The 23,842-nt window shown below is 71.5% G+C and carries 21 protein-coding genes; 9 read left to right on the forward strand and 12 right to left on the reverse strand.

Features of this window, described 5'->3' with window-relative positions:
• Positions 1 to 37 precede the first annotated feature (37 nt).
• The 3 genes from ACFWP3_RS03485 to ACFWP3_RS03495 are packed head-to-tail and all read right to left on the reverse strand — an operon-like array spanning position 38 to position 2,706.
• Positions 38 to 901, reverse strand: a complete 864-nt coding sequence (locus ACFWP3_RS03485; RefSeq protein ID WP_384215744.1) for a metal ABC transporter permease — start codon at positions 899 to 901, stop codon at positions 38 to 40.
• Positions 901 to 1,692 carry a metal ABC transporter ATP-binding protein gene (locus ACFWP3_RS03490; RefSeq protein WP_384215908.1) on the reverse strand — a complete coding sequence of 264 codons (792 nt, stop codon included), beginning with the start codon at positions 1,690 to 1,692 and terminating at the stop codon, positions 901 to 903. The genes ACFWP3_RS03485 and ACFWP3_RS03490 overlap by 1 nt, the downstream gene beginning before the upstream one ends.
• A gap of 30 nt (positions 1,693 to 1,722) precedes the next feature.
• Positions 1,723 to 2,706, reverse strand: a complete 984-nt coding sequence (locus ACFWP3_RS03495; protein ID WP_384215745.1) for a metal ABC transporter substrate-binding protein — start codon at positions 2,704 to 2,706, stop codon at positions 1,723 to 1,725.
• Positions 2,707 to 2,861: 155 nt separating this feature from the next.
• Here ACFWP3_RS03495 and ACFWP3_RS03500 point away from each other — a divergent pair, with 155 nt between their 5' ends.
• A complete protein-coding gene (locus ACFWP3_RS03500; protein ID WP_384215746.1) occupies positions 2,862 to 4,244 on the forward strand; it encodes a glycine--tRNA ligase in 1,383 nt (460 codons plus the stop codon).
• A gap of 99 nt (positions 4,245 to 4,343) precedes the next feature.
• Here ACFWP3_RS03500 and ACFWP3_RS03505 read toward each other — a convergent pair whose 3' ends face one another.
• The 3 genes from ACFWP3_RS03505 to ACFWP3_RS03515 form a co-directional block, all read right to left on the reverse strand.
• Entirely contained in the window at positions 4,344 to 4,937 is a 594-nt protein-coding gene (locus ACFWP3_RS03505) for a TetR/AcrR family transcriptional regulator (protein ID WP_384215747.1), read from the reverse strand.
• Between the two features lie 21 nt (positions 4,938 to 4,958).
• Positions 4,959 to 6,011 (reverse strand): aldo/keto reductase, encoded by a 1,053-nt coding sequence (locus ACFWP3_RS03510; RefSeq protein ID WP_384215748.1) that lies wholly within the window; start codon positions 6,009 to 6,011, stop codon positions 4,959 to 4,961.
• Between the two features lie 62 nt (positions 6,012 to 6,073).
• On the reverse strand, positions 6,074 to 6,301 hold the full coding sequence (locus ACFWP3_RS03515; protein WP_384215749.1) for a DoxX family protein: 228 nt from the start codon (positions 6,299 to 6,301) through the stop codon (positions 6,074 to 6,076).
• Positions 6,302 to 6,324: 23 nt separating this feature from the next.
• Between ACFWP3_RS03515 and ACFWP3_RS03520 the strand changes: the two genes are divergently transcribed.
• Entirely contained in the window at positions 6,325 to 6,696 is a 372-nt protein-coding gene (locus ACFWP3_RS03520) for a MarR family winged helix-turn-helix transcriptional regulator (RefSeq protein WP_384215750.1), read from the forward strand.
• Positions 6,697 to 6,795: 99 nt separating this feature from the next.
• Here the strand turns inward: ACFWP3_RS03520 and ACFWP3_RS03525 are convergent, their stop codons facing one another.
• Positions 6,796 to 8,253, reverse strand: a complete 1,458-nt coding sequence (locus tag ACFWP3_RS03525; RefSeq protein WP_384215751.1) for an MFS transporter — start codon at positions 8,251 to 8,253, stop codon at positions 6,796 to 6,798.
• Positions 8,254 to 8,287: 34 nt separating this feature from the next.
• Between ACFWP3_RS03525 and dusB the strand changes: the two genes are divergently transcribed.
• The 3 genes from dusB (at position 8,288) to ACFWP3_RS03540 (ending at position 13,975) form a co-directional block, all read left to right on the forward strand.
• A complete protein-coding gene (gene dusB, locus ACFWP3_RS03530) occupies positions 8,288 to 9,448 on the forward strand; it encodes a tRNA dihydrouridine synthase DusB (RefSeq protein WP_384215752.1) in 1,161 nt (386 codons plus the stop codon).
• 364 nt (positions 9,449 to 9,812) lie between these two features.
• On the forward strand, positions 9,813 to 12,533 hold the full coding sequence (gene ppdK, locus ACFWP3_RS03535; protein WP_384215753.1) for a pyruvate, phosphate dikinase: 2,721 nt from the start codon (positions 9,813 to 9,815) through the stop codon (positions 12,531 to 12,533).
• 389 nt (positions 12,534 to 12,922) lie between these two features.
• Positions 12,923 to 13,975, forward strand: coding sequence for a helix-turn-helix domain-containing protein (locus tag ACFWP3_RS03540; RefSeq protein ID WP_384215754.1), 1,053 nt, complete (start codon positions 12,923 to 12,925; stop codon positions 13,973 to 13,975).
• A gap of 48 nt (positions 13,976 to 14,023) precedes the next feature.
• Here ACFWP3_RS03540 and ACFWP3_RS03545 read toward each other — a convergent pair whose 3' ends face one another.
• Positions 14,024 to 15,184: an alkaline phosphatase PhoX gene (locus tag ACFWP3_RS03545; RefSeq protein ID WP_384215755.1), complete on the reverse strand. Its 1,161-nt coding sequence runs from the start codon at positions 15,182 to 15,184 to the stop codon at positions 14,024 to 14,026.
• A gap of 229 nt (positions 15,185 to 15,413) precedes the next feature.
• On the opposite strand from ACFWP3_RS03545, the gene ACFWP3_RS03550 reads away from it, so the two are divergent.
• Both ACFWP3_RS03550 and ACFWP3_RS03555 read left to right on the forward strand, forming a co-directional pair.
• Positions 15,414 to 15,875: a group III truncated hemoglobin gene (locus tag ACFWP3_RS03550; protein ID WP_384215756.1), complete on the forward strand. Its 462-nt coding sequence runs from the start codon at positions 15,414 to 15,416 to the stop codon at positions 15,873 to 15,875.
• Positions 15,876 to 16,010: 135 nt separating this feature from the next.
• On the forward strand, positions 16,011 to 16,421 hold the full coding sequence (locus tag ACFWP3_RS03555) for a VOC family protein (RefSeq protein WP_384215757.1): 411 nt from the start codon (positions 16,011 to 16,013) through the stop codon (positions 16,419 to 16,421).
• A gap of 6 nt (positions 16,422 to 16,427) precedes the next feature.
• Here the strand turns inward: ACFWP3_RS03555 and nirD are convergent, their stop codons facing one another.
• From nirD to ACFWP3_RS03570, 3 genes are read right to left on the reverse strand one after another with little or no spacing between them, the layout of a single operon-like run.
• Positions 16,428 to 16,760 carry a nitrite reductase small subunit NirD gene (gene nirD, locus ACFWP3_RS03560; protein WP_384215758.1) on the reverse strand — a complete coding sequence of 111 codons (333 nt, stop codon included), beginning with the start codon at positions 16,758 to 16,760 and terminating at the stop codon, positions 16,428 to 16,430.
• Positions 16,757 to 19,282, reverse strand: coding sequence for a nitrite reductase large subunit NirB (gene nirB / locus ACFWP3_RS03565; RefSeq protein WP_384215759.1), 2,526 nt, complete (start codon positions 19,280 to 19,282; stop codon positions 16,757 to 16,759). The genes nirD and nirB overlap by 4 nt, the downstream gene beginning before the upstream one ends.
• Before the next feature lies 1 nt (position 19,283).
• Positions 19,284 to 20,552, reverse strand: a complete 1,269-nt coding sequence (locus tag ACFWP3_RS03570) for an NAD(P)/FAD-dependent oxidoreductase (RefSeq protein ID WP_384215760.1) — start codon at positions 20,550 to 20,552, stop codon at positions 19,284 to 19,286.
• Positions 20,553 to 20,709: 157 nt separating this feature from the next.
• Between ACFWP3_RS03570 and ACFWP3_RS03575 the strand changes: the two genes are divergently transcribed.
• Positions 20,710 to 22,005, forward strand: a complete 1,296-nt coding sequence (locus tag ACFWP3_RS03575; RefSeq protein ID WP_384215761.1) for a ferric reductase-like transmembrane domain-containing protein — start codon at positions 20,710 to 20,712, stop codon at positions 22,003 to 22,005.
• Positions 22,006 to 22,404: 399 nt separating this feature from the next.
• Complete coding sequence (locus tag ACFWP3_RS03580) at positions 22,405 to 23,181, forward strand: sulfite exporter TauE/SafE family protein (RefSeq protein ID WP_384215762.1); 777 nt, start codon at positions 22,405 to 22,407, stop codon at positions 23,179 to 23,181.
• Positions 23,182 to 23,185: 4 nt separating this feature from the next.
• Here the strand turns inward: ACFWP3_RS03580 and ACFWP3_RS03585 are convergent, their stop codons facing one another.
• On the reverse strand, positions 23,186 to 23,812 hold the full coding sequence (locus ACFWP3_RS03585) for a class F sortase (protein ID WP_384215763.1): 627 nt from the start codon (positions 23,810 to 23,812) through the stop codon (positions 23,186 to 23,188).
• Positions 23,813 to 23,842: the final 30 nt, after the last annotated feature.

Below are 23,842 nucleotides of genomic sequence, written 5' to 3' on the forward strand. Positions count from 1 at the left end.
CCTCCTCGTATCGGCCTGCGGCCATTGTGCCAGCCCGCTAGACCTTCACATCGTCCCGAGTGCAGACCGCCTCCGCCGCGACCGCGGCTCTGGCCCGGCGCCGGGCCAGGGGAGCGGAGAGTGCGGTCAGCGCCATGAACACGGCGATGGCGAGCAGCACGATCATGGCACCCGAGGGTGCGTTGACGTAATACGTGGTGGCCGTGCCGGTCAGGGAGACGGCCAGGCTGATGGCGACGGCCCCGCCCAGGGTGGCCGCGAACCCGCGGGTGAGGCGCTGGGCGGCGGCGACCGGGATCACCATCATGGCGCTGACCAGCAGCAGGCCGACGATGCGCATCGCGACGGTCACGGTGACGGCGGCGGTGACGGCGATCAGCAGGTTCAGCGCGCGCACCGGCAGGCCCGTGACCTTGGCGAACTCCTCGTCCTGGCAGACGGCGAAGAGCTGCCGGCGCAGGCCGATGGTGACGGCGAGGACGAAGGCGGCGAGGATCGCCATCGCGGTGACGTCCTCGGCGGCGACGGTGGTGATTGAGCCGAACATGGCGCTGAGCAGGTTGGTCGTGGAGCCGCCGCCGACGTTGATGATCATCACGCCGCCGGCGAGGCCGCCGTAGAAGAGCATGGCGAGGGCGACGTCGCCGCTGGTCTTGCCGCGGGAGCGGATCAGCTCCATGCCGACGGCGCCGATGACGGTGACCAGGGTGGCCATCCACACCGGGCTGCTGTTGAGCACGAAGCCGAGGGCGACACCGGTCATGGCGACGTGGCCGAGGCCGTCGCCCATGACGGCCTGGCGGCGCTGGACCAGGTACGTGCCGATGGCGGGCGCCGTGATGCCGACCAGGGCGGCGGCGATCAGGGCCCGCTGCATGAAGGCGTGGTCGAGGAGGTCCATCAGCTCAGCAGTCCCGTCCGCAGGGGCTCGGCGTCGTGCGCCGCGTGGGGGTGTACGTGGTCGTGGCCGGGCAGGGCGTGCTGGCCGACGGCCTCCGGGGGCGGGCCGTCGTGGACGACGCAGCCGTCCCGCAGGACCACGGCCCGGTCGATCAGCGGCTCCAGCGGGCCCAGCTCGTGCAGGACCAGCAGTACGGTGCTGCCGACGGCGACCTGCTCGCGCAGGGCGTTCGCCAGGACCTCCTGGTTGGCGAGGTCGACGCCGGCCATGGGCTCGTCCATGAGCAGCAGCTCGGGCTCGCCGGCGAGCGCCCGGGCTATGAGCACGCGCTGGTGCTGGCCGCCGGAGAGGGCGTTGACGGAGACGCCGGCGTACCCGTCCATGTCCACGAGGGCCAGGGCGCGGTCGACGGCGGCCCGGTCGGCCTTGCGCAGGAGGCCGAAGCGGGTGCGGGCGAGCCGTCCGGCGGAGACGACCTCGCGGACGGTGGCCGGGACGCCGCCGGCGGCCGTGGTGCGCTGCGGGACGTACCCGATGCGCGACCAGTCGCGGAAGCGCTTGAAGTCGGTGCCGAAGAGCGACAGAGAGCCCTCGGTGAGCGGGACCTGGCCGACGATCGCGCGGACGGCGGTGGACTTGCCGGAGCCGTTGGCGCCGAGCAGCGCGACGACCTCACCGCGGCGGACGGTGAGGTCGATCCCGCGCAGCACGGGGCGCGAGCCGAGCGAGGCCGTGGCCCCGCGCAGGGATATGACGGGCTGGTCAGCGGCCTGCCCGGGCAGGGTCTGCATGGCTCGCGCCTCCGTAACTGCTGCTGTCATCTACTTGGCTCCGAGCGCCTTCTGGAGGTTCTTCAGGTTGGAGCGCATGACCTCGAAGTAGTCAGCGCCCTGGGACTTGTCGGTGATTCCCTCGAGCGGGTCGAGGACGTCGGTCTTCAGACCGGTGTCCCCCGCGAGGCTCTTCGCCGTCTTGTCGCTGGCCAGGGTCTCGAAGAACACCGTGGAGACATTGTCCTTCTTCGCGATCTCCTGGAGCTCCTTCATCCGGGCGGGGCTGGGCTCGGACTCGGGGTCGACGCCGGAGATGCCCTCCTGGTCCAGGCCGTAGCGTTCGGCGAGGTAGCCGAAGGCGGAGTGGGTGGTGATGAAGGTCTTGCCGGCCGTGTTGGCCAGGCCGTCCTTGAACTCGGTGTCCAGGGCGGTCAGCTTCGCGACGAGGTCGTCGGTGTTCTTCTTGTAGTCCGCGGAGTGGCCGGGGTCGGCCTTCTCCAGGGCCGCGCCGACGCCCTTGGCGATCTCCGCGTACTTGGCGGGGTCGAGCCAGACGTGCGGGTCCTCGCCGGCCTCGCCGTGGCTGTGGTCGTGGCCCGCCTCGCCCTCGCCCTCGTGGCCGTGGTCGTGGCCGGAGGCGGCATGGGTCTCGAGCTTGGTGAGGGTGGCGGCGTCGACGACGTTCTTCACGCCGGACTGGGCGACGGCCTTGTCGACGGCGGGCTGGAGGCTCTTGAGGTAGACGATCACATCGGCGTCCGCGAGCTGCGCGGTCTGCTTCGGGGTGATCTCCAGGTCGTGCGGCTCGACACCCGGCTTGGTCAGGGTGTCGACCTTCACGTGGTCCTTGCCGATCTGCTCGGCGAGGAACTGCATCGGGTAGAACGACGCCGTCACGTCGAGCTTGCCGTCCTTGCCCTGCGTGCCGCCGGATTCGGCGGCACCGGCTCCGGAGCAGGCGGTGAGGGCCGTGGCGCCGAGGGCGACGGCTCCGGCGAGGGCGGCGGCGGGTATGAGGCGTCGTACGTTCATGACATCCATTTTCATCAAAAATGGAAACGATTGTCAAAAACCCTGGTGGGAGAGGTGTGGGCGGGCCCGGGGAGGGGGATCCGATTTGAAAGGGGGGGTGCGGGCGCCGGTAACCTGAGGCATTCGCCGTTCGTCCTCGTAATGAAGAGAGCACCGTGGCCGCCGACAAGATCGACACCATCGTCAGCCTGAGCAAGCGCCGTGGCTTCGTTTTCCCGTGCAGTGAGATCTACGGCGGTTCCAAGGCCGCCTGGGATTACGGCCCGCTCGGTGTCGAGCTCAAGGAGAACATCAAGCGCCAGTGGTGGAAGGCGATGGTCACCGGGCGTGAGGACATCGTCGGCATCGACTCGTCCGTGATCCTGGCCCCCGAGGTCTGGGTGGCCTCCGGCCACGTCGCGACCTTCTCGGACCCGCTGACCGAGTGCACCTCCTGTCACAAGCGCCACCGCGCCGACCACCTGGAGGAGGCGTACGAGGCCAAGCACGGCCGCGTGCCCGCCAACGGCCTCGCCGACGTCAACTGCCCCAACTGCGGCGTGAAGGGCCAGTTCACCGAGCCCAAGCAGTTCTCCGGCATGCTGGAGACCCACCTCGGCCCGACCCAGGACACCGGCTCCAAGGCGTACCTGCGCCCCGAGACCGCCCAGGGCATCTTCACCAACTTCGCCCAGGTCCAGACCACCTCGCGCAAGAAGCCCCCCTTCGGCATCGCGCAGATGGGCAAGTCCTTCCGCAACGAGATCACGCCGGGCAACTTCATCTTCCGCACGCGCGAGTTCGAGCAGATGGAGATGGAGTTCTTCGTCAAGCCGGGCGAGGACGAGCAGTGGCAGGAGTACTGGATGGCGGAGCGCTGGAACTGGTACCGCGACCTCGGCATCCGCGAGGAGAACATCCGCTGGTACGAGCACCCGGCGGAGAAGCTGTCCCACTACTCGAAGCGCACCGCCGACATCGAGTACCGCTTCAACTTCGGCGGCAACGAGTTCTCCGAGCTCGAAGGCGTGGCCAACCGCACCGACTTCGACCTCAAGGCCCACTCCGCCGCCTCCGGCCAGGACCTCGTCTACTTCGACCAGGAGTCGAAGGAGCGCTACACGCCGTACGTCATCGAGCCGGCGGCCGGTGTCAACCGCGCCATGCTCGCCTTCATGCTCGACGCGTACAACGAGGACGAGGCCCCGAACGCCAAGGGCGTCATGGAGAAGCGCGCCGTGATGCGCCTCGACCCGCGCCTGGCCCCGATCAAGGTCGCCGTCCTGCCGCTGTCCCGCAACGCGCAGCTGTCGCCGAAGGCCAAGGGCCTCGCCGCCGACCTGCGCAAGTTCTGGAACATCGAGTTCGACGACGCCGGCGCCATCGGCCGCCGCTACCGCCGCCAGGACGAGATCGGCACCCCGTTCTGCGTCACCGTCGACTTCGACACCCTCGACGACAACGCGGTGACCGTGCGCGAGCGCGACACCATGAAGCAGGAGCGCGTCTCCCTGGACCAGATCCAGAGCTACCTCGGCAGCCGCCTGCTCGGCTGCTAGCCCAGGCTTCCGCTTCGGCGAAACGACCGGTGGCCCGGTGCGCACGCGCGCACCGGGCCACCGGTCTTTGCCGGTGGGGTTCGGGGCGGGGGAGCCCCGTCAGGCGCGCAGGCCCCGGATGATCAGCGCGGTGACCGCCTCGAACTCGGTGAAGATCGTGGGCGACAGCCAGTCGGCCGCGTACTGGGGATCATGGAAGCGGCCGGTGGCGTCGAAGACCGCGCGGGCGGCCGCCGGCACGTCGTCGGCCGAGAGCGTGCCGGCCGCGACCCCCTCGGCGATGATCCGGGCCAACTGGTCGATCAGCTCGGTCAGATGCCGGTCCACGACGTCGCTGTTCTCGTCGAGCAGCACGATGTAGGTGGCGAACAGCTCCGGGTCGTCGCCCGCCTTGTGGCGCTTCGCCTCGAAGAGGGCCGCCAGCCACGACTCCAGCTTGGAGGGGGCGCTGGATGAGCTCGCCGAGGTGATCTGCTCCAGCGCGACCACGCTCTTGGCGAGCCAGCGGTCCGTGACGGCCTCGCGCAGCGCCGCCTTCGACGGGAAGTGCCGGTACACGCTGCCGTGGCTGACGCCCAGCGCGCGGGCCACGTCCACCACCGTCGCCTTGGTGGGGCCGAAGCGGCGCAGCACGTCCTCGGTGGTCTCGAGGATGCGCTCGGGTGTCAGGGGCTCGGCAGCAGCGGGGGACATGGGTACGACCGTACCGCCAGCTCAGTGCTCACTGTCGAGGTGGGCCATCTGGGCCGCCGGGTACCGCTCGCCCGCCGCGGCGCCGACGGGGACGGCCTCCTCGATGGCGGCCAGGTCGGCGGCGCTCAGCGTTATGTCGAGGGCGCCCAGTGCCTCGGTCAGCCGGTCCCGGCGTCGGGCGCCGACCAGCGGCACGATGTCCTCGCCGCGCGACAGCACCCAGGCGATGGCGGTCTGGGCCACGCTCACGCCCTTGCCCTCCGCCACCTTGCGCAGCGCCTCGACCAGGTCGAGATTGCGGTCCAGGTTGTCGCCCTGGAAGCGCGGGCTCATCCTGCGGAAGTCGCCCGGGGCCAGCGCGCGGTCGCGGGTGAAGTGGCCGCTGATCAGGCCGCGGGACAGCACCCCGTACGCCGTGACGCCGATCCCGAGCTCCCGGGCCGTCGGCAGGATCTCCTCCTCGATGCCGCGGGAGATCAGCGAGTACTCGATCTGGAGATCGGCGATCGGGGCGACGGCGGCGGCCCGGCGCAGGGTGTCCGCGCCGACCTCGGAGAGGCCTATGTGGCGGACGTGTCCGGCCTCGACCGCCTCGGCGATGGCCCCGATGGTCTCCTCGATGGGGACGTCCGGGTCCACCCGGGCGATGCGGTAGATGTCGATGTGGTCCCGGCCGAGCCGCTGGAGCGAGTAGGCCAGGAAGTTCTTGACGGCCTCGGGCCGGCCGTCGTAGCCGGTGAAGCCGCCCTCGACCGTGCGCAGGGCGCCGAACTTGACGCTGGTCAGCGCCTGCTCGCGAGCGGCGGCCGGGGCGGTGCGCAGGGCCTCGTTGATCAGCAGTTCGTTGTGGCCCATGCCGTAGAAGTCGCCGGTGTCGAGCAGCGTGACGCCCGCGTCCAGGGCGGCGTGGATGGTGGCGAGGGACTCGGCGCGGTCGGCCTCCCCGTACAGGGCGGACATGCCCATGCAGCCGAGGCCCAGCGGGAAGACGGACGGCCCGGTGGTGCCGAGCCGGCGGTGGGCCGGGTTCACGGTAAGGGGTGAAAGGGGTGAGGTGCTCTCGTTCTTCGTCATGGAACGAGAGTGACATGACGAGTGACAGATTTCAATATCTGTCACTCGTCAGGGTGGCGGGGCTACGACAGCGCCCGCAGGACCAGGGCGGCCGCGGCCGCCGCGGCGAGGACGGCGGCCGGTGCGAGCTCGTAGTCCTTGACCCGGAGGTGGCTGATGACCGCCCCGATGAAGTAGAGGGTCGCGCCGGCGGCCGCGATGCCGAGCGGCGTGAACCACAGGCCCGCGACCAGCCCGATCGCGCCCGCGGCCTTGAGGGTGGCCAGGCGCGGCAGCCAGGAGTCCGGCACCTGCACTGGTCACCCAGACCCGGGTGAAGAAGGCGCTCGGCGCGGCCGGGCTCACCCCGCGGCACGCGATGACGCTGATGCACCTGGAGGACGGCCCCATCAGCCAGCGGGCGCTCGCCGAGCGGCTGGAGGTGGACCCGAGCGTGCTCGTCGGGATCCTGAACGACCTGGAGGGCGACGGCCTGGCCGAACGCCGCCGGGACCCCGCCGACCGGCGCCGCCACAACGTGGCCATCACCGCCGAGGGGGAGGCCGCCCTCGGCAAGACGAACGCGGCCCTCGACGAGGTCGAAGGCGGCATGTTCGCGGGACTGTCGGACCGGGAGCGCGATCTCCTGCGCAGCCTCCTCGACCGGGTCAACACCTCGGCCGAGGACTTCAGCTGCGACGAGTAGGGGCCGCGCGGGTGACGCCCGGACCTGCGGACCGGCAGCCGGCGCGCGCGGGAGACCGCGAGGTCAAGGGCACGGCCAAAGACGCGGTCGGGGACGCGGTCAGGAACGCGGCGAACCCGTCGCCGCGGAAGGGCTGACCGGCTCCTCCAGGCTGCGGGCCGTGCGGTCCGCCGTCGCGCGGGCCCAGTTGCCGCTGGTCACCGCGCCCACGACCAGCACCGCCAGTCCGCACAGCATGATGATCCACCAGGCCGGCTGGGCCGCCTCGGAGAAGTCCGATCCGCTCGCCAGCCCCGCCGCCAGGACCGAGCCGATGACCGCGACGCCCAGCGTGCCGCCCGTCTGCCGGCTGGTGGAGGCGATGGCGGCCGCGACACCCGCCTGGGAGCGCGGCATCCCGGACACCGCCGTATTGGTGATGGGCGCGTTCACCATGCCGAAGCCGAGCCCGAACAGCACGTACCCGGTGAACAGGAGCGGGTTGGACGTCTCGGCCTCGAAGAGCGCGAAGAGCAGCCCGCTCGCCCCCATCGCCACCCCCGCGATCAGCAGGCAGATCCGGGGCCCCCGGGAGCCCACCAGCCGCCCCGCGATCGGCGCGAACACCACGGTCAGAGCCGCCATCGGCAGCATGTAGAGCCCGGCGTGCAGCGCGTTCAGCCCGCGCACGTCCTGGAGGTAGAGCGTGTTCAGGAAGAGGAAGCCGGCCAGTCCGGCGAAGGCGCTGATCGCGATCACCGTCGACCCGCTGAAGGGTGCGCTCCGGAAGAACCGGAGATCGATCAGCGGCTCCTTGCGCCGGGGCTCGTAGACCAGCAGTCCCACGAACGAGGCGACGGCCACCACCCCGCAGCCCATGATCAGCGGCGAGCGCCAGCCCGCGGCCGGCGCCTCGATGATCCCGTACGTGAGACTGCCGAGCAGCGCGATGACCAGCACCTGGCCCACCGGGTCCGGGCGGCGCGGCCGGGCCGCCCGGGACTCGGAGATGTGGCGCAGGGTGAGGACGAGCGCCGCCAGGCCGATCGGCAGGTTGATCAGGAAGATCGAGCGCCAGCCCACGGAGTCCACCAGCACCCCGCCGATCAGCGGGCCCGCGGCCATGGAGATGCCGCCGACCGCGCCCCACACGCCGATGGCCCGGGCCCGTTCGGCCGGATCGGTGAAGGTGTTGGTGATGATCGACATCGCCACCGGGTTGAGCATCGCCCCGCCGATGGCCTGGACCATCCGGAAGAAGACGAGCCAGCCGAGGCTGGGGGCGAGCGAGCACAGCAGGGAGCCGGCGGTGAAGGCCAGCAGGCCGGCGATGAACACCTTGCGGCGGCCGATCCGGTCGGCCGTGGAGCCCGCGAGCATCAGCAGCGAGGCCAGGACGAGCGTGTACGCGTCGATGGTCCACTGCAGCCCCGCGACCGAGGCGTCGAGCTCGCGGCGCATCGACGGGAGCGCGACGTTGAGCACGGTGTTGTCGAGGCTGACGATCAGCAGGCTCATGCAGCAGATCGCCAGGACGAGCATGCGCTGCCGGCGGCTCGGCTGACTCGGCTCGATCATGCCGCCGATCGTACGTCTGCCGCACCCCCTCGGCATGCGGGACAATGGGCGGATGACCACGCTCCCTCCGCCCCTCGCGATCGGCCCGTACACCGTGCAGCCGCCGGTGGTGCTCGCGCCGATGGCCGGCATCACCAATGCCCCGTTCCGTACCCTCTGCCGGGAGTTCTCAGGCGGCAAGGGGCTGTTCGTGAGCGAGATGATCACGACGCGCGCCCTGGTCGAGCGCAACGAGAAGACCATGCAGCTGATCCACTTCGACGAGACCGAGAAGCCCCGCTCGATCCAGCTGTACGGAGTCGACCCGGTGACGGTCGGCAAGGCGGTCCGCATGATCGTCGAGGAGGACCGCGCCGACCACATCGACCTCAACTTCGGCTGCCCGGTCCCCAAGGTCACCCGCAAGGGTGGCGGCTCCGCGCTCCCGTACAAGCGGAACCTGCTGCGCGCGATCCTGCGCGAGGCCGTCGCCGGCGCCGGCGACCTCCCGGTGACCATGAAGATGCGCAAGGGCATCGACGACGACCACCTCACCTACCTCGACGCCGGCCGGATCGCTGTCGAGGAGGGCGTCACCGCCATCGCCCTGCACGGCCGCACCACGGCCCAGCACTACGGCGGCACCGCCGACTGGGAGGCCATCGCACGGCTCAAGGAGCACGTGCCGGAGATCCCGGTGCTCGGCAACGGCGACATCTGGTGCGCCGAGGACGCGCTGCGGATGGTCCGCGAGACCGGCTGCGACGGCGTGGTCGTCGGCCGCGGCTGCCTGGGGCGGCCGTGGCTGTTCAACGACCTGGTGGCGGCCTTCGAAGGCCGCCCGGAGGACTTCCACAAGCCCACGCTGCGCGAGGTCGCGGGCACCATGCACCGCCACGCGCAGCTGCTGGGGGAGTGGATCGGCGACGAGGCGCGCGGGGTGATCGACTTCCGTAAGCACGTGGCCTGGTACCTCAAGGGCTTCTCGGTCGGCTCCGAGATGCGCAAGAGGCTGGCGGTCACCTCCTCCCTGGCCGAACTGAACGCTCATCTGAGCGAGCTCGACTTGGATCAGGCCTGGCCGGAGAGTGCGGACGGCCCTCGGGGCCGGACGTCCGGAAACAACCGGGTTGTCCTGCCGGAGGGCTGGCTGAAGGACCCGTACGACTGCGCGGGCGTCAGCGAGGAAGCGGAACTGGACACCTCCGGAGGCTGACAAATCGCCCTCCGTGTTGCGTGATATACGCCACGCATGGGAGGGGTTTCGCTCAGATGAGCGCTGAAGTCACGGGTAAGACTTTCAAAGGGTGGCACTGGGTGCCACCCTTTGTGCGTTCAAGACTTGAACGCAAATGTATCGATGATCGCTCATCCGAGCGTGATCAGGCTTCAAAACCCACCTCCCCATTCGGGAAGTGAAGGCTGTTGGTACGTTCTGATTACCCGTGAGTTACTTTCGATCTGCTGGCGCACGGGTGGTTACAGCCGCATGACGACCAAGTGGACGTACCCAGAAGCCTTCGATCTGGGTATGTTCCTGGCCGTCAGGGCAGCCACCGAGCCTCGAGGAGTCGAGACCCGTGTCGGAAAACAAAGATCAGAAGTTCGTCTACGACTTCACCGAGGGAAACCGCGACCTCAAGGACCTTCTCGGCGGCAAGGGTGCCAACCTCGCCGAGATGACCAACCTGGGCCTCCCGGTCCCTCCCGGCTTCACCATCACCACCGAGGCCTGCAAGGTCTACCTCGACAGCGGCACGGCCCCGGCCGAGCTGCGCGACGAGGTCAGCGCCCACCTTGCCGCCCTCGAGACGAAGATGGGCAAGAAGCTCGGCCAGTCGGACGACCCGCTCCTGGTCTCCGTCCGCTCCGGCGCCAAGTTCTCGATGCCGGGCATGATGGACACGGTCCTCAACATCGGCCTCTCCGACGACTCCGTCACCGGCCTCGCCTCCCAGGCCGGCAATGAGCGCTTCGCGTGGGACTCGTACCGCCGCCTCATCCAGATGTTCGGCAAGACCGTCCTGGACGTCGACGGCGAGCTCTTCGAGGACGCCCTCGACGAGGCCAAGGCCGCCAAGAAGGTCACCGTCGACACCGACCTCGACGCCGCCGACCTGAAGAAGCTGGTCAAGCACTTCAAGAAGATCGTGGCGAAGGAAGCCGGCCGCGAGTTCCCGCAGGACGCCCGCGAGCAGCTGGACCTCGCCGTCGAGGCGGTCTTCAACTCGTGGAACACCGACCGCGCCAAGCTCTACCGCCGCCAGGAGCGCATCCCGAGCGACCTGGGCACCGCGGTCAACATCTGCTCCATGGTCTTCGGCAACCTCGGCCCCGACTCGGGCACCGGCGTCGCCTTCACCCGCGACCCGGCCAGCGGCCACCAGGGCGTCTACGGCGACTACCTCCAGAACGCCCAGGGCGAGGACGTGGTCGCGGGCATCCGCAACACCGTGCCGCTCGCGGACCTGGAGGCCATCGACAAGGCCTCGTACGACCAGCTCATGACGATCATGGAGACGCTGGAGACCCACTACAAGGATCTCTGCGACATCGAGTTCACCATCGAGCGCGGCCAGCTGTGGATGCTCCAGACGCGCGTCGGCAAGCGCACCGCCGGTGCCGCCTTCCGCATCGCCACGCAGCTCGTGGACCAGGGCCTGATCGACGAGGCCGAGGCCCTCCAGCGCGTCACCGGCCACCAGCTGGCGCAGCTGATGTTCCCGCGGTTCGACGAGGGTGCCGGCGGCAAGAAGGGGACCGAGCTGCTCGGCCGCGGCATCGCCGCCTCCCCGGGCGCGGCCGTCGGCAAGGCCGTCTTCGACTCGTACACGGCCGTCAAGTGGTCCCGGTCCGGCGAGAAGGTCATCCTGATCCGCCGCGAGACCAACCCGGACGACCTGGACGGCATGATCGCCTCCGAGGGCATCCTGACCTCGCGCGGCGGCAAGACCTCGCACGCCGCCGTCGTCGCCCGCGGCATGGGCAAGACCTGTGTCTGCGGCGCCGAGGAGCTCGACGTCGACACCAAGCGCCGCCGCATGACGGTCGGCGACACGGTCATCGAAGAGGGCGACGTCGTCTCCATCGACGGCTCCACCGGCAAGGTCTACCTCGGTGAGGTACCCGTCGTACCGTCCCCGGTCGTCGAGTACTTCGAGGGCCGCATGCACGCCGGCGCCGACGACGCCGACGAGCTGGTCGCCGCCGTGCACCGGATCATGGCCTACGCGGACCGCGTCCGCCGCCTGCGGGTGCGCGCCAACGCCGACAACGCCGAGGACGCGCTGCGCGCCCGCCGCTTCGGAGCCCAGGGCATCGGCCTGTGCCGCACCGAGCACATGTTCCTCGGCGAGCGCCGCGAACTCGTGGAGCGGTTGATCCTCGCGGACACCGACGAGGAGCGCGAGGAGGCACTCAGTGCCCTCCTGCCGCTGCAGAAGAAGGACTTCGTCGAGCTGTTCGAGGCGATGGACGGCCTGCCCGTCACCGTCCGCCTCCTGGACCCGCCGCTGCACGAGTTCCTGCCCGACATCACCGAGCTGTCGGTGCGCGTCGCCCTCGCCGAGTCCCGCAAGGACCACAACGAGAACGACCTGCGCCTGCTCCAGGCCGTCCACAAGCTGCACGAGCAGAACCCGATGCTGGGCCTGCGCGGCGTCCGCCTGGGCCTGGTCATCCCCGGTCTGTTCAAGATGCAGGTCCGGGCGATCGCCGAGGCCGCGGCCGAGCGCAAGAACGCCAAGGGCGACCCGCGCGCCGAGATCATGGTCCCGCTCGTCGGCACCGTCCAGGAGCTGGAGATCGTCCGCGACGAGGCCGACCAGGTCATCGCCGAGGTCGAGGCGGCCACCGGCACGAACCTCAAGCTGACCATCGGCACGATGATCGAGCTGCCGCGCGCCGCCCTGACGGCCGGGCAGATCGCCGAGGCCGCGCAGTTCTTCTCCTTCGGTACGAACGACCTGACCCAGACGGTGTGGGGCTTCTCCCGCGACGACGTCGAGGCCAGCTTCTTCACCGCGTACCTGGAGAAGGGCATCTTCGGGGTCTCGCCCTTCGAGACCATCGACAAGGACGGCGTCGGCTCGCTGGTCCGCCACGCGGTCGAGCAGGGCCGGGCCACCCGCCCCGACCTCAAGCTCGGCGTCTGCGGCGAGCACGGCGGTGACCCCGAGTCCGTCCACTTCTTCCACGAGGTCGGCCTCGACTACGTCTCCTGCTCGCCGTTCCGGATTCCGGTCGCGCGCCTGGAGGCCGGCCGCGCCGCCGCCGAGGCGAAGGGCAGCGACAGCCGCTGATCCCCGGCCCCTGAGAAGGGCCCCCATAGACCGCGCCTGCCCCCGGGTTCCCTGACTGCCCGGTGGCGGGCGCGCCCTATTTTTTTCTGTTCAACAAATCTTTACGCCAGCAGGCGGTGGACGGATCCCCACCCGTCCACCGCCGCTGTCATTCTGCCGGGCACGTCGGCGCTTCCCGGTGCGACCGACCGCCAGGCCCCGCAAAGCCCCCCACGGCCTTCACGGAGCGTTTCGGTCGCATCGGAGTGTGCCCGGCGGAGTACAGGATTTCGGTTGTCACGCTCCTGCCGAAAGGGGTTTCAACTGTGGCCGAAAGGGCGTGGTGACCACGTGTGACGGCATGCATACTCATGGGGCGGGGGGATTGCGGTTGCACAGGTGGGGGTTCGGTGCTGCGTATCCATTTCACTGGAGTGGACCTGGCACGCGTACGGATGGCAGGGCGTCCCGATGCGTTGTGGGAAACGATTCTCAGCTTTCACCGCTTAAGGGACCGGCGTGATGCCCGGTTGTTCGGTGAATGGCGAACGGAAACGCGGGGCAGGTTGAATGGTGAAACACGCACGCTCGGCATGCTCATACCGGCGCGCGGATATTTTCCCGATTTCCTGACCCCGGTGGAGGGGCAGTACGGGTGGGACGTGGCGCTCGACGCGCTGCGCGGGCTCCGGCCGGACCGGCTGCGGCGCGAGCTCGTGCTGCTCGCCGGCGGGTCCGGCGCGGGAGCGGGCGCGGGCAGCGGACCGGGTGCGGGCGCCGGAGCGCCGATCGCCCCGCGGCTACGGGAGTTCATGGACGGCGGCACCAAACACCTGCCCAGGCTCCTGGGCGAGCTGCGCGCCTACCACCGGGCGGCCGTGGAGCCGTACTGGACGCACATACAGGCGCAGATAGAGGCCGAGCGCGCCGCGCGCGGCCGCGCCCTGCTGGACGGGGGCGCGGACGAGCTGCTGGCCTCGCTGCCGCCGATGCTGCGCTGGCGGGCCCCGGTGCTCGAGTGCGACTACCCGGTGGACCGGGACGTACGGCTGCGGGGGCGCGGGCTGCTGCTCCAGCCGTCCTTCTTCTGCCGGCGCACCGCGGTGACCCTGCACGATCCGGAGCTGCCGCCGGTGCTGGTCTACCCGGCCGCCTCGCACCTGGCCTCGGCCCCGGCGGGCGGCGAGGCGGCGCGCACCGTGCACGTCGAGGAGCAGCGCCGGCGCACGCTGGGCAAGCTGGTGGGCCACACCCGCTCGGTGGTGCTGCGGGCCATCGGCGACGGCGCCACCACCAGCGAACTGGCCCGCCGGGCCGGGGTCTCGCTGGCCTCGGCGAGCCAGCACGCCTGCGTGATGCGCGAGGCGGGGCTGGTGACGACGCTGCGGCACGGCAACGCGGTGCTGCACACCGTGACCCCGCTGGGGGCCGCGCTGCTCAAGGGCGGCGCGGTGGCCTCGTGAAACGCCGCGGCCCCCGGCTGGGCGCCGGGGGCCGCGACGGTACGGGGCTCAGGTGCGGAACGGGCCCGTCACCTCGTAGGTGATGCCGGCCGACGAGCTGCCGCTCGTACCGCGCTGGCTGGAGAAGTACAGCCGGTTGCCGGCGGGGGAGAAGGCCGGGCCGGCGATCTCCGAGGAGGACTGGCCGGTGATCCGCAGGAACGGCGCCACCACGTCGTCCGGGGTGATCACGCAGATCTCCATGGTGCCGCCGTCCTCGGCGACGTACAGATCGCCGAACGAGGATCCGGTGACGTTGTCGACACCCGTCAGCGGGGCGGCGCCGCCCGGCACCAGGGAGTCGTCGTACGCCAGCTCGTACGTGTTGTTCGCGAGGTTGAGCTGCCAGACCCGGTTGTCGCCCTTGGTGGTGAACCAGACCGTGTCGTTGGCGTAGTGGCAGCCCTCGCCGCCGTTGAACTTCTTCGACCCGGAGACCTGGCTGCGGGTGGCGGTCGGCGAGCCGTCCGGGTCCGGGACGTTCGCCCAGGTGAAGGAACCGGAGGTGGCGGTACCGGCCTTGAGGACCTGGAGGGTGCCCGAGGAAAGGTTTCCCCAGGTGGTCGGGACGAAGCGGTAGAAGCAGCCGCTGCTCTCGTCCTCGGTCAGGTAGATCACCTTGCGCACCGGGTCGGCCGCGGCCGCCTCGTGCTTGAAGCGGCCCATCGCGGCCCGCTGCACGGACGCGTTCACGCCGTACGGATCGGCCTCGTAGACGTAGCCGCGGTCGACCTCCTCGCAGGAGAGCCACGTGTTCCACGGGGTCTTGCCGCCCGCGCAGTTCTGCCGGGTGTTGGAGAGGATCCGGTAGGCGCCGGTGACGGTGCCGGAGGAGTCGAACCTGACCGCGCTCGCGCCCCCGGAGGGGTTGACCTCCGAGTTCGACACGTAGATCCAGCCCGCGCCGTCCGTGTAACAGGCGCCGCCGTCCGGGGCGTTGTGCCAGCGGTACGAGGTGCCGGCGACGGTCTGGCCGGAGCGCGCGATCACCCGGCTGGTGAAGCCGGCCGGCAGCTGGATGCCGTTCGCATCCGCCGCGCCGAGCGCTCCGTACGGTCCGGCGCCGGGCTGGGCGGGCGCCGCGTAGGCCGCCCCGTGCATCAACGTTCCGCCGAAGGCGGCGGCCGACGAACCGATCACCGCGCCGCGCAGGAAGGTACGACGTTCCACGGTCACTCCTGTGGGAGGAAGGCCCCGCGGCCGGTCGGACGCGGGGTCGCACGCGTCGAGGAACCTAGGAGGCGCCAGTTGACGTGGCGCCAATTCCTCATTACGCATGAGCGACCGCTCAGGTTCAATCCTCCGGCAGGCCTTTCGGAGCGCCCGGGCGCCCACGATGTGACGTACGGCGGGACTTTCTGCCCTGGGGAGGCCCGCCGTGCGGAAGGATGGTGGAGCGATGAACCACTTCGCCGCCGCCGACGACATCTCGGGCCGCGCCGACCTCGACGTCGTGCTGCGCCGCTTCTACACGGCGGCCTTCGCCGATTCCGCCATCGGCCCCTTCTTCACCGAGATCGCCGGCACGGACCTCGAAGTCCACCTGCCCCGGATCACCGACTTCTGGGAGCGGGCCCTCTTCCGCTCCGCCGAGTACCGGCGCGACGCCTTCGGCCCGCACGCCGCCCTGCACTCGGTGCGGTCGCTGACCGCCGCCGACTTCGGCCGCTGGGTCCAGCTGTGGCACGCCACCATCGACGGACTGCACCGGGGCCCGAACGCCGAGCGGGCCAAGGCCCAGGGCGAGCGGATCGCGCTGGCCCTGCACAAGCGGCTCGCGGGCGACGGGGCGGCCATGGACGGCGAGGACGGCCTCGGCTTCGTCCCGCTGGCGGCGGTGGAGCTGCGCTCGGTGGCCTGACCTGCGGTTTTGGCCTGCCGGGCAGGGCCGGGAAGAAATCTCGGAAAAATCCCGCGCAGAGCGATGAGTTTCCTCGCGTCCCCCGGTCTACCTCTCGAAAGCAGCGAACACCGCGCGAGAAGAAGAGAGACCGAGATGTCCCAGCCCCAGATGATCTTCGTCAACCTGCCGGTCAAGGACCTGGACGCCGCCCGGGCCTTCTGGGAGAAGCTCGGCTACTCCTTCAACCCGCAGTTCTCCGACGAGACCGCCGCCTCCCTGGTGATCAGCGACACCATCTTCGCGATGCTGCTGACCGAGGAGAAGTTCGCGTCGTTCGCCACCAAGCCGGTCGCCGACGCCGCCAAGACCACCGAGGTGATGGTCGCCCTCAGCGCGGACAGCCGCGCCAAGGTCGACGAGGTCGTCGACGCCGCGCTCGCGGCCGGCGCCACCGAGCCGCGGCCGCCCATGGACCTGGGCTTCATGTACGGCCGCGCCTTCGAGGACCTGGACCACCACGTGTGGGAGTACGTCTGGATGGACCCGGCCGCCATCGAGGGCTGATGCCGGCTACGAGGTCGCGGCGGTCCGCACCGGATAGGTACGGACCGCCACCTCCTCGTCGTCCAGACAGCGCCCCGACTCCAGGTCGAAGCGCTGCTTGAGCAGCGGCGAGGCCACGAACGGCCGGCCCGCCGCACTCCCCAGCAGCCCCCGCGACAGCACGTGCGCGCCCGTGAAGGGGTCCTGGTTCCCGATGGCGTACGGACGGCCCGCGCGGTCGACGAACACCGCCGCCTGGCTCCCGTCGGGCAGCAGGGCCGCCACCCCCCGCCCGGGGATCAGCGCGGACAGCTCGCACACCGTCAGCCAGCCTTCGGCCACCTTCAGTTCGACGGTCATCGGACGGCTCCTCCAATGGTCAGGACGGCCAGGTCGGGCTTGACCTGGTCGCGCTCGGGGACGAACTTCACGGTCGGGTCGGGCGCCCCGGGCGCGTTCACGAACGACACGAACCGGCGCAGCCGCTCCGGGTCCCCGAGCGTCTCGGCCCATTCGTCGCGGTAGTGCGCCACGTGTTCGGCCATCAGCGACTCCAGCTCCGCGCACAGCCCCAGCGAGTCGTGCACGATGACGTCCCGCAGGTGGGACAGGCCGCCCTCCAGCCGCTCCAGCCAGGTCGAGGTCCGCTCCAGGCGGTCGGCGGTGCGGATGTAGAACATCAGGAACCGGTCGATCAGCCGGACCAGTTCCGCATCGGACAGGTCCTGGGCGAGGAGGTCGGCATGGCGCGGGGTGGCCCCGCCGTTGCCGCCCACGTAGAGGTTCCAGCCGCTCGCCGTGGCGATGACCCCGAAGTCCTTGCTCTGCGCCTCCGCGCACTCGCGGGCGCAGCCGGAGACCGCCGACTTGAGCTTGTGCGGGGCGCGCAGCCCCCGGTAGCGCAGCTCCAGGTCGATGGCCATCCGTACGCTGTCCTGCACTCCGTAGCGGCACCAGGTCTGCCCGACGCAGGACTTCACCGTCCGCAGGGCCTTCCCGTACGCGTGCCCGGACTCGAACCCGGCGTCGACGAGCCGGGCCCAGATCCGCGGGAGCTGGTCCACGCGCGCGCCGAACAGGTCGATGCGCTGCCCTCCGGTGATCTTCGTGTAGAGGCCGAAGTCGCGGGCCACCTCGCCGATCACGATCAGCCGCTCCGGGGTGATCTCGCCGCCGGGGATGCGCGGGACCACCGAGTACGAGCCGTTGCGCTGCATGTTCGCGAGGAAGTGGTCGTTGGTGTCCTGGAGCGCGGCCTGCTCCCCCTCCAGCACGTAGCCGCTGGCGCCGACGGCCGGGGCGAGGGAGGCGATGATCGAGCCGACGGTGGGCTTGCACACCTCGCAGCCGTCGCCGCCGCGGGCCTCGGGACGGCCGTGGCCGTCGAGGAGCTCCTGGTAGGAGGCCAGCCGCCGGGTGCGGACGATCTCGTAGAGCTCGGCGCGGGTGAAGGGGAAGCAGCCGCACAGCCCCTTGTCGGCCGCGGCGGGCAGCAGTTGTCCGATCACCTTGACGCAGCTGCCGCAGCCGGTGCCCGCCTTGGTGCACTTCTTCACCTCGGCGAGGGTGGCGCAGGCGGCGATGGCCTTCTTCGTGACGTTGTGGCAGGAGCAGATCACCGCGTGGTCGGGGAGCGCGGACGGGCCGAGCGCGACGGGCGCGCCGACACCGGCCGGCAGGACCAGCTGCTCGGGGGCGACGGGCGGCACGCTGCCGGTGAGCGGGCGCAGCAGGCCGTACGCGTCCGCGTCGCCGACGAGCACCCCGCCGAGCAGCACCCCGTCCGGGGAGACCACCAGCTTCTTGTAGACACCGGAACGGGAGTCGGACCAGACCACGTCGAGGCTGCCCGGTGCGCTGCCGTGGGCGTCGCCGAAGGAGGCCACGTCCACGCCGAGCAGCTTGAGCTTGGTGGACAGATCGGCCCCGGTGAACTCCTTCTCCCGGCCCAGCAGATCGTCGGCGGCCGTCTCGGCCATCTCGTAGCCGGGCGCGACCAGGCCGTAGACGCGGCCGTCGCAGGCCAGCGCGCACTCGCCGATGGCGTAGACGCGCGGGTCGGAGGTGCGGCAGCGGGAGTCCACCGCGATGCCGCCGCGGTCGCCGACGTCCAGGCCCGAGGCGCGGGCCAGCTGGTCGCGGGGGCGGACCCCGGCGGAGAAGACGACGAGGTCGGTGTCGACGGCGGATCCGTCGGACAGCAGCATGCCGCTGACGTGGCCGTCCTCGCCCGTCAGCACCTCCTGGGTGCCGACACCGGTGTGGACGGTGAGGCCCATGGACTCGATGGTGCGCAGCAGGGCGGCGCCGCCGCCTTCGTCGACCTGGACGGGCATCAGGCGCGGGGCGAACTCCACCACGCGGGTGGCGAGCCCGAGCCCCTGGAGCGCGCCGGCCGCCTCCAGCCCGAGCAGGCCGCCGCCGACGACCGCGCCGCTGGTGCGGCCCTTCGCGTACTCCTCGATCGCGAGGAGGTCCTCGATCGTGCGGTAGACGAAGCAGCCGGGGGCGTCCTTGCCGGGGACGGGCGGCACGAAGGGGAAGCTGCCGGTGGCCAGGACCAGGACGTCGTACGGGAACACCTGCCCGGAGCGGGAGGTGACGGTGCGGGCGGCCCGGTCGATGTGCTCGGCGGGGTCGCCCAGGTGCAGGTCGATGCCGTGCTCCGCCATGAACCCGGCGGGCGTCATGGACAGGTCCTCGGCGGTGCTGCCGGAGAAGTACGAGGTCAGGTGGACGCGGTCGTAGGCGGGCCGGGGCTCCTCGCAGAGCACGGTGATCCGGTGGGACCGGGTCGCACCGCGCTCGGCGAGAGCCTCCAGGTAGCGCTGGCCGACCATGCCGTGCCCGATGAGCACGATCGCGGGCAGGGGCTCGGTCATGTCAGTGGCCTCCGTCGTCGGTGAGCAGGTGGAACAGGTCGAGGGGTGCCTCGTCGCCCTCCCAGGTGCGGGCGACGGCGCCCACGGTGGAGAGCTCGCCGAGCAGGACCCCGCCGACGAGGCGGTCGTCGCGCAGGACGACCGTCCGGTAGGTCCGCCGGGTGGCGTCGGCGAAGCGGACCACGTCGTCGCCGGGGCGGGGGGTCGTCTCGCCGAAGCAGGCGAGGTCGAAGGGGCCGGCGCCGGCGCTGGTGCCGGTGCCGGTGCCGGTGCCTCCGGCGGTGGTGAGGGTGAGGCGGGTGAGGGCGCGGGTGCCGGTGTACGAGGCGTCCGCGCCGTTCAGTACCGCGGCGAGGACATCGGCCTGCTCCAACGCGGCCCCGGCCAGGCCGTACACCTGGCCGGCGTGCTCGGCGCAGTCGCCGATGGCGTGGATCCGGGGGTCGCTGGTGCGCAGCCGGTTGTCGACCACGATGCCCTTGCGCACGTCGAGCCCGGCGGCCTGCGCGAGCCCGGTGCGGGGGCGCACGCCGCAGGCGAGCACGACGAGATCGGCCTCCAGCCGATACCCGTCGGCCAGCTCGACCCCGGTGACACGACGCTGCGCCCCCGGCAGCGGCGCCGTAGCCGCAGTCGACAGGCCGCGGACCCGGCATTCCGTGTGGATCTCCACGCCCAGCGCTTCGAGGTGGGCATGGAGCAACGCGGACGCCTCCGCGTCCAGCTGGCGTTCCATCAGCCGCGCCGCCTGCTGCGACAGGACCACCTGCGCCCCCCGCGCGGCCAGCGCACGGGCCGCCGAGACGCCCAGCAGGCCCCCGCCGATCACCACCGCCCGCACGCCCGGACGTACGGCGGCCGAGAGCTCCAGGCAGTCGTCCATCGTGCGGAACGCGTGGACCCCGTCGGGCAGATCCCGGCCCTCGGGCTCGAACAGCCCCCGCAGCGGCGGCAGCACCGGGTTCGATCCGGTGGCCAGCACCAGCGTGTCGTAGGCCAGGGCGGCGCCGTCGTCGCAGTGGACGGTCCGGTCGGCGCGGTCCACGCGGACCGCGCGCACCCCCCGCCGCAGCACCGGACCGGCCTCCGGGAGGGCGGCCACCTCCGGCGCGTACCGGCCGGCCAGCACCTCGGCGAGCAGCACCCGGTTGTACGGAACGTGCTGCTCCTCACCGAGTACGGTCACCGCCGCGCCGCCGGTCAGCCGCGCGGCGAGCCGCAGGCCGGCGAGGCCGCCGCCGATCACCACCACACGCTGCTTCGAGGTCATGCCCCGAGCGTGCGGGTCCGCTGTTTCCCCGCCGCATCGCCCTTGTTACCCGGACGGAACGCCGCCCTCAGCGCACGGGTTAAGCGTCGGTGAGGCCTCCCTCAAGGCGGTCTTAAGGATCACCGAACCCCTCCGGCGGGCCCTTAGCGTGACCCGTATGCGAGATGTGGCGGGGCTGGTCAGGGGCGGGATGCTGGGCGGGGCGGGGGCGGTGACCCTGCTCTGGGCGGTGCAGGTGCGGCCCTCGGCCCGGCCCGACGCGCTGTTCGCCACCGCCGCGCACCTGACCGGCCTGCTCGCCGGGTACGGGGTGCTGGTGCTGCTGTTCCTGATGGCCCGGGTACCCGCCGTCGAGCACGGCGTCGGCGCCGGCCGGCTCGCCCGCTGGCACGCGCTCGGCGGCCGGCACGTCCTGCTCCTCTGCTTCGGGCACGGGCTCTTCGCCCTGCTCGGATACGCCGTGCACGAGGGGGTCGACCTGGTCTCCGCCGTCCGGGAGCTGCTCGGCTACCCCGCGCTCGCCGCCGCCACGGCCGGGACCGTCCTCCTGGCCGCGGTCGGTGTGACCTCCGCCCGGGCGGTACGCCGCCGGGTGTCCCACGAAACCTGGCGCGGGGTGCACCTGCTCGTCTACCTCGCGGCCGCCCTCGCCTTCGGACACCAGCTCGCCGGCCCCGATCTCGCCCTCGTCGCCTGGTTCTGGGCGCTCGCCCACGCCGTGGTCGCCGTCCTGCTGCTCTGGTACCGGGCCGTGGTCCCCGTACGGCAGGCCCTGCGGCACGCGCTGCGCGTCGCGGAGGTCAGGGCCGAGGGGCCCGGGGTGGTCTCCGTCGTCATGTACGGGGAGCACCTGGCGGAACTGCGCGCGGAGCCGGGCCAGTTCCTGCGCTGGCGGTTCCTCCAGCGGCGGCTGTGGCACACCGCCCTGCCCTTCTCGCTGTCCGCCCCGGTCCGCGGCAACACCCTGCGCATCACCGTCAAGGGGCTCGGCGGCCACTCCCGGCGGATCCGCCGGCTGCGGCCGGGCACGCGGGTCCTGGCCACCGGGCCGTTCGGGGCGCTCACCGCCGCCCGGCGGACCCGGCCCAAGGTGCTGCTGATCGCGGGCGGGGTCGGGATCACGCCGATGCGGGCCCTGTTCGAGACGCTGCCCGGCGCCCCCGGGGACATCACCCTGCTCTACCGGGCCGGGGCCGAGGAGCAGCTCGTCCTGCGCGCCGAGCTGGAGGCCATCGCGGCCGAGCGGCAGGCCGGGCTGCACTACCTGCTGGGGCCCTCGGGGTCCGCGTACGATCCGCTCGCCCCGCAGGCGCTGGCCGCGCTGGTGCCGGACCTGGCGGAGCACGACGTGTACCTGTGCGGGCCGCCGGGGATGGCCGAAGCGGCCCAGACGGGGCTGCTGCGGGCCGGGGTGCCGGCCGGACACATCCATTCCGAATGCTTCGGCCTCTGACCGGGCGTCCGGTTCGAGCCCCGCTCTTCGGCTTCCGACGTCAGTTTCCGACGCCGGCTTCCGCCTTGAGTCCCCGCCTTCAGCTTCCGACTTCAGTTCCCGAGAGGCCCCGCTCCCATGCGCCATCCGCTGCACATCGCCCTGCCCCTGTCCGCGCCGGCCGCCGCCCCCGCCGCCAGGGCCCGGCACCGCAGACCCCGCCGGCCTCCGCTGCCGGCCGGCGGGCTCGGTCTGGGCCTGGGGCTGGCCAGTGTGCTGGTCGCCAGCGTGCTGACCGCGGCCGTGGACCCGGCGGCTCCGGTGGCCCCGGACCGGGTGCCGGCCCGGCAAAGCTCAACCTTTGCGCAAGTTTCCGGGGATTGATGGATACGACACCTGACAGGTCCATAGGGTCAGGTGGTGCCTGACATCTCCTTGACCATGATCATCATATTGTGCGTGGCCGCGGCGGCCGCCGGCTGGATCGACGCCGTGGTGGGCGGCGGTGGCCTGCTGCTCCTGCCCGCCCTGCTGCTCGGCCTGCCGAACGCCCACCCGGCCACCGTCCTCGGGACCAACAAGGCCGTCGCCATCGTCGGCACCACCGGCGCGGCCGTCACCTACCTCCGCAAAGCCCCGGTGGACGTGAAGCTCGCCGTCCGCATCGGCGTCGCCGCGCTCGCCGGCTCGATGGGCGGCGCCGCGCTGGCCGGCGGCATCAGCAAGGACGCGATGCGTCCGCTGATCATGGTGGTGCTCGTGGTCGTCGCCGCCTTCGTGCTCTTCCGGCCCGCCTTCGGCACCGCCCCCGGTGCCTCGCCGGTCAGCAGGCAGCGGGTCTTCCTCGCCATCGGCCTCGCCGGTCTCGGCATCGGCTTCTACGACGGGCTCATCGGGCCGGGCACCGGCACCTTCCTGGTCCTCGCGCTCACCGCCCTGCTCCACCTCGACCTGGTCACCGCCTCCGCGACCGCCAAGATCGTCAACGTCTGCACGAACGCCGGGGCGCTCGCGATGTTCGCCTACCAGGGCATGGTCCTGTGGCAGCTGGCCGCGCTGATGGCCGCGTTCAACCTGGCCGGCGGCATGGTCGGCGCCGGCATGGCCCTCAAGAAGGGCAGCGGCTTCGTCCGCGGCGTGCTGCTGACGGTGGTGGGCGCGCTGGTGGTCAAGCTCGGCCTCGAGCAGTGGGGGTAGCCGGTCAGTACGTCCCGGTGAGGTGCGCGAAGACGACCACGTTGCCGCGGTAGCCCGTACGCGGCGAGAACCCGCCGCCGCAGGTGATCACCCGGAGCTCGGCGCGCGCCGAAGGGCCGTACACGCGGGTGTCGGGAAAGGCCTTGGCGTCGTAGACCTCGACCGCGTGGACGGTGAACACGGCGGTACGGCCGTCCGCGCGCGGGACCTCGACGGCGGCCCCGCGGCGCAGGGCTCCCAGGTGGTAGAAGACCCCGGGCCCGGCGGAGTCGTCCACGTGCCCCGCGATGACCGCCGTGCCGGTGGCGCCCGGGGTGGTGCCGTCGCGGTACCAGCCGGCCAGGTCGGGCCGGTCCGGCGGCGGCACTTCGAGGCTGCCGCCCGGCTGGAGGCCGAGCCCGGTCAGCGGGGCGTCGACCCGGATGGAGGGGATCCGGATCCGCCGGGGCGGTGATCCGGTCAGCGGGGCGATCCCGGGGCCCGTGGCGCCGGCGGCGGTCAGGGCCTCGGCGGGGGAGGGCAGCGGCGGCCCGACGGGCTCGCGGGAGCCGCTGGTCACGAGCCAGATGCCGATGCAGGCGGCGAGGGCCACGAGGCCTCCGTGGCGGGCTCCGCGGAAATCGCCACCCATGCGTACCCCCTCGGCCTTCCGTTTCGGGGT

The organism is Streptomyces sp. NPDC058525 (assembly GCF_042719495.1).
GTDB lineage: Bacteria > Actinomycetota > Actinomycetes > Streptomycetales > Streptomycetaceae > Streptomyces.